Annotated in this window: 4 protein-coding genes; all 4 read right to left on the bottom strand. The window is 58.6% G+C overall.

What is annotated here, in order from left to right:
- Positions 1-63: 63 nt before the first annotated feature.
- Complete coding sequence (locus Q0341_RS12020) at positions 64-864, bottom strand: tRNA threonylcarbamoyladenosine dehydratase (protein WP_299513620.1); 801 nt, start codon at positions 862-864, stop codon at positions 64-66.
- 28 nt (positions 865-892) lie between these two features.
- Positions 893-2,005: a YeeE/YedE family protein gene (locus Q0341_RS12015; protein ID WP_299513618.1), complete on the bottom strand. Its 1,113-nt coding sequence runs from the start codon at positions 2,003-2,005 to the stop codon at positions 893-895.
- Between the two features lie 6 nt (positions 2,006-2,011).
- Entirely contained in the window at positions 2,012-2,806 is a 795-nt protein-coding gene (gene ybgF, locus Q0341_RS12010) for a tol-pal system protein YbgF (protein WP_299513616.1), read from the bottom strand.
- A gap of 8 nt (positions 2,807-2,814) precedes the next feature.
- Positions 2,815-3,133, bottom strand: a 319-nt coding sequence (gene pal / locus Q0341_RS12005) for a peptidoglycan-associated lipoprotein Pal (protein ID WP_299513614.1), incomplete at its 5' end; no start/stop codon positions are given.

The raw sequence follows: 3,133 nt of genomic DNA, 5'->3' as shown, positions 1-3,133 counted from the left end.
CCAACTGAGCTATGGTCCCTTTGCTACCGAGTTATGCACTGTAGCAAGACTCAAATTATAGCGTCATTTTTTAGTCACCTTTGGGGTCGCAGCTAAAAAATTCAAAATTTCTGATGCTGCACACATCCCGAAGGTGGCCGTTACCCCAACGACCGATCCATAGCCGTGGCAGTTGAGCGAACCATCGCCCTCCAACGCGCAAGAGGCATCAGGCGGCGCCACCGCTTCACGGCTGAATACACCTTGTATGCCGATGCTTTTGCCGCCCTTGGGTGCGCCATGGTGTTTGCGCAAGCGGTAACGCAATTGCGCCAACAACGGGTCGTGCGTGATGCGGCTCAAATCGTCCACATCGACTTTGTGCGCCAAGCGTTTGCCCCCGGCTGCACCCACGGTGATAAAACCCACTGCATTGACCAACGCCCATTGGGCCATCGCCACCTTGGCTTTGACTTGGTCGCAGGCATCGATCACCGCATCGGGCATGCAGGGCAACACAGAGGGCCAGTTCTCGGGGCTTACAAAATCGTCCACTGCATCGACTTGGCATTGCGGGTGTATCAAGGCGATGCGCTCTTGCATGGCCAACACTTTGGATTGGCCGGTGGTGGTGCTGAGGGCATGGATCTGGCGGTTGATGTTGGACTCTGAAATGTGGTCCATGTCGATCAGCGTCAAGCGGGCCACACCACTGCGGGCCAGCGCTTCAGCCGCCCAAGAGCCCACTCCCCCGATGCCGGCCAACACCACATGTGCTTGCCGAATGCGCTGAGCGCCGTCCACACCGTACAGGCGTTGCAGTCCGCCAAAGCGGCGCGAGGCTTCGTCTTCTTCGTTCATCGAGCGCAATAGGCTGGTGTTCATGAGATGAGGGTCTGCGGCTTTGAGCAGCTCAGGCCTGGCGCAGTTGCCATTGCACAGCGGCGGTGGTGCCCGCAAAAATGCCCAGCACTGCCAAAAAACTGCCCAAACTCAAGGTGGACATGCCACTCAGGCCTTGGCCAAAGGTGCAACCCATGGCCAGCACGCCCCCGACACCCATCAACGTCCCGCCGACGATGTGGCGAACCAAGTCATCGCGGTGGGAAAAACCCTCCCAGCGGAAAGAGCCTTGCGCCAGGGCACTCAGACAAGACCCCACCAAGATGCCCGCCACAGTGACCATGCCCAGTGTCAGCCGCTTGGAGCCGTCACTGTAGTACATGAAGGCGTCCAACCAATAAGCCACAGGTGCGGTAAAACTCAGGGCCTCCATGCGACCACTGTGGGTGGTCAGGAAAACCGGGGCCAGGGTTTCAGGATGTTCGGGGACAAACCCAAACACCCCGCTGACCCACCAAAGCCCCACCACCACACACCCCAAACCAGCGCCGGCAATCCAATTGAAAAGCGTGTTGAAACTGCGCTCTTTGACCACCCAAGCCAGCAAAACCAAGGACACCAGCAGTGCGCAAAGGCCCATACCCGTAGGCAAGGACAGCCCCAGCAGCGCAGCGAGCCACTGTCCCGCAAAAGGTCCGTGTGCCAGGTCAACGCTCACGCTGTCCAAATACTGGACACGCCAAACGGCTGTGAGGCCGCGCATGGTGGCCATGGCTGCCACTGCCATGGCCAGTAAAACCACCAAAGACTTGAGGTTGCCTGCGGCCAGTCGGACCAGCGATTTGCTGCTGCAGCCCGAAGCGAGCACCATGCCCACACCAAACAAGCTGCCGCCCAGCAAGGCAGACAACCAGCTCAATTGGGGAGAGGCATAAATGGTTTGCAAGGGACTGAGCCAACCGGCCCAAGCCATCAGGCCGAAACCCAGCATGGCCACCGCCAACGCCAGCGCCCATTGGCGAAGACGGGTGGCGTCGCGCATGACCAACCAGTCACTGATGGCACCCATGGTGCAAAAGTGACCCCGGTGGATCAAGACACCTGCCAGAGCAGACAAAGCGAAACTGGCCGCCCAGACCTGGTAAGTCAGGTCCCGGACTTCATCCAGGGTGATGAAGGGCATGTACTTTCAGCGCAAGCGCCCAATTCGGTCTCGTGCCGTGGCCGCTGTCTCGGAGGAAGGATGGGCCGCGATCAAGTCTTCCAGCGTCTTGCGAGCGCCTTTGAGGTCCTTCGATTCAATTTGCACGTTGGAAATGGCCAACATGGCCTCGGGCGCACGGGGGTGGTTTGGTGCCATTTTGAGCAACTTCTGGAAGTTCACCATGGCGTCTAAGTAGGCCTTGTTGGCGTATTGGGCATTGCCCAACCAAAACAGGGCCGATGGCACATAAGCGCTGGCACCGTAGCGCGTGACAAAAGCGTCCAGCGACTTTTGGGCTGCCACAAAATCGGCTTGTCGAAACAAGGCCATGGCTTTGTCGTAATCCAATTTCTCAGCCGGGTCCACTTGCACATCCTGCCCATCCAAGGACACGGTGACGGGCTCGAACCTGCGCAGACGGTCGTCCACATTGGCCATCACGTCTTTTTGGCGCAGCTGCAACTCGGTCAAGTCACGGGCCAGGCGCTCTTGGGCACCCAAGCTCAGTGCCAGCTCGGCCTTGAGCTTGTCGATCTGAGTTTGCAAGTCCAGCAAGGCACCGCGCAACTGGCTCGCCGTCTGGTTTTGTGCCTGCGTGTTTTGTTCAATCAGCGCTTGGTTGGCTGTTTGAGACTGCTCCAGCCGTTGGCGCAGCTCTAAGATGGCCCGGCGCGCCTCGTCATCTCCAAACAAGGCTGCATGGGAGGTACCCCAAGCGCCCAACAGAGCCACGGTCATTGCGATGCTGGACCAGCGCCAGCCTGAGCGAGGTTGAAACATGGCAGGCCTCAATAACGAATTTCAACGCGGCGATTTTGAGCCTGCTCGATTTCGGCGGCACCGATGGCCAACGGCTTTTCCTTGCCAAAGCTCACAGCTTCGAGCTGCGACTCGGCAACACCCAGCAAGCTCATGGCTTGACGAACGGCGTCTGCGCGCTTTTGACCCAGGGCCAAGTTGTATTCGCGCCCACCGCTGTCATCGGTATGGCCTTCGAGGCTGGCTTTGCGTTGTTTGTTGTTTTGGAGAAATTGGGCGTGCGAAGCGATCACTGGGCGAGCTTCCGCACGGATCACAAAACTATCGTAGTCAAAGAAAATCACATGG

This window comes from uncultured Limnohabitans sp., assembly GCF_937889215.1.
Classification (GTDB): Bacteria; Pseudomonadota; Gammaproteobacteria; order Burkholderiales; family Burkholderiaceae_C; genus Limnohabitans_A.
This window is presented reverse-complemented; position numbering and strand designations above follow the sequence as displayed.